This window comes from Streptomyces sp. WAC06614, from assembly GCF_003949795.1.
Lineage (GTDB): Bacteria > Actinomycetota > Actinomycetes > Streptomycetales > Streptomycetaceae > Streptomyces.
Window position 1 is genome coordinate 1 of record NZ_RPRY01000591.1, and the last position, 2163, is coordinate 2163.

General features: G+C 79.8%; 2 protein-coding genes. Both read right to left on the reverse strand.

Annotated features, from left to right (window positions below; genetic code table 11):
- Positions 1-16 precede the first annotated feature (16 nt).
- On the reverse strand, positions 17-715 hold the full coding sequence (ureG, locus tag EF918_RS35025) for an urease accessory protein UreG (RefSeq protein ID WP_125652888.1): 699 nt from the start codon (positions 713-715) through the stop codon (positions 17-19).
- A gap of 752 nt (positions 716-1467) precedes the next feature.
- Complete coding sequence (locus EF918_RS35030) at positions 1468-2142, reverse strand: urease accessory protein UreF (RefSeq protein ID WP_125652889.1); 675 nt, start codon at positions 2140-2142, stop codon at positions 1468-1470.
- Between the last annotated feature and the right edge of the window lie 21 nt (positions 2143-2163).

Consider the following 2163-nt stretch of genomic DNA (forward strand, 5'->3'; position numbering starts at 1 on the left):
GTGCGGGGCGGGGCGGTCACGGCGTCGCCCAGGCGGTGATCAGCTCGCGGACCCAGTGGGCGACCGGGTCCACGCCCGGTTCGCTGCGCAGGGACTGGAAGACGACCGGCAGGCCGTTCCGCTGGGCCGCGGCGTCACGGGCCATGCGGTCCAGGTCGGAGCCGACGTACGGGGCCAGGTCGGTCTTGTTGACGACCAGCAGGTCGGCCGTGGTGACGCCGGGGCCGCCCTTGCGCGGGATGTCGTCGCCGCCGGCCACGTCGATCACGAAGATCTGGGCGTCGACGAGGCCGCGCGAGAAGGTGGCGGTCAGATTGTCCCCGCCGGACTCGACGAGGACCACGTCGAGCGGGGCGTGCTCGCGGAAGGCGTCCTCGAGCTCCTCGACGGCCTCCAGGTTGGCCGAGATGTCGTCACGGATGGCGGTGTGGGGGCATGCCCCGGTCTCCACGGCCGCGATCCGCTCGGGCGGGAGCACGGCCTCGCGCAGCAGGAACTCGGCGTCCTCCCGGGTGTAGATGTCATTGGTGACCACGGCCATCGAGCACTCGGCACGCAGGGCGCGGCAGAGCGCGGCCACGGTGGCGGTCTTGCCGGACCCCACGGGCCCGCCGAGCCCGATGCGCAGGGCCCGGCGCGAGCCGTCGGCGCGTACGGGGGCCGCGCTGTGGGTGTGCCGGTGCGGATACGTCGTCACGGCGTGGTCGAGGTGCACGGGGGCTCCTTGGATGCGGGGAGGGAGGACAGAGGGACGGGCAAGGGGAGGCGGAGGGGCGACGGGAGGGACAAAAGGGGACGGCAGCGCTGGCCAGGGGGCCGTGCCGGGGCGCACCCGGCGCCGGCGGCCCGGCCACGACGCCGGGCGCAGCCCGGGTCCAGGTCCGGAGGCCGGGCCAGGCCGCGCCCGGCTCCGGCGGCCCGGCCCGGCCAGGCCCCCCGAGCACAGCCCGGGCCCAGGGCCGGAGGCCGCGCCGGGGCGCACCCCACGCCAGCGGCCCGGCCACGATCCGAGCACAGCCCGAGCCAGAGCCGGAAGCCGCGCCAGGGCGCGCCCCACGCCGGCGGCCCGGCCCCGCCAGGCCCCCGAGCACAGCCCGGGCCCAGGTCCGTGGCCGCGCCCGGGCGCGCCCCACGCCGGCGGCCAGGCCACGATCCGAGCACAGCCCGAGCCCAGATCCGAGGCCGTGCCCGGGCGCACCCCGCGCTGGCGGCCAGGCCACGATCCGAGCACAGCCCGAGCCCAGATCCGAGGCCGCGCCGGGGCGCGCCCCACGCCGGCGGCCAGGCCACGATCCGAGCACAGCCCGGGCCCAGAGCCCGAAGCCGTGCCAAGGCGCACCGGGCGCCCGCGGCCCGGCCACGCCCCCCGCAGCCCGGGCCCAGAGCCGGAGGCCGTACCCGGGCCCGCCCCACGCCCGCGGCCCGGCCACGCCACCCGCACAGCCCGGGCCGGTGCGGCGTTGGGGCTCACGACGCGAAGAGGCGGACCGGCCAGGTGGCGTGTGCCTCGGCTGCGATGTCCAGGAGGGGGGACGAGGCGGCGGGCAGGGCCGTCGTGCCGTCCCGCCGGGCCGCCGCCGCGGCGGCCGCGGCCGCCTCGGCGACCGCGTCGAGCTCCGGTGCGAGCCGGGCCAGCACCCCGCTCGCCTCGAACGGGTCCAGGCCCAGCAGCCGTACGGTCGCGGTCGCCGGCCCGCCGACGCTCTCGTACGCCGCCACGTGCGCGGCGTCCACCGGTGCGAGCCCGGCCGCGCGGGCGGTCACGCCGAGCACGATGGGCTGGTGGGCGCCGCGCGGGAACGCCGCGGCCAGCTCCGCCAGTTCCGGCGAGGGCCAGGTCGCCCGGGCGGCCCGTAGCAGCTGCCGGCCGAGCCGGCGGGCCGCCGCCCGCAGGGCGGCCGACGGGGTCCGGGCGTCGGCGGCGGCGTCCAGTTCCACCGGGTCCAGTCCGAGCGCGGCGGCCGCCGCGAGGCCGGCCGCGACCAGGCCGGCGGTGTGCAACCGCCCCCGGCAGAACGACTCCAGGCCGGCGGCGTCGTGCACCCGCCCGGCCCGCACCGCGGCCTCGGCCCCGCCCGAGTGGGCGTGGCCCCCGGCCGGGAAGCGGCCGTCGGCCAGCACGAGCAGCGCGGCCCGGCTCACCGCCGACCACCCCCGTACCCC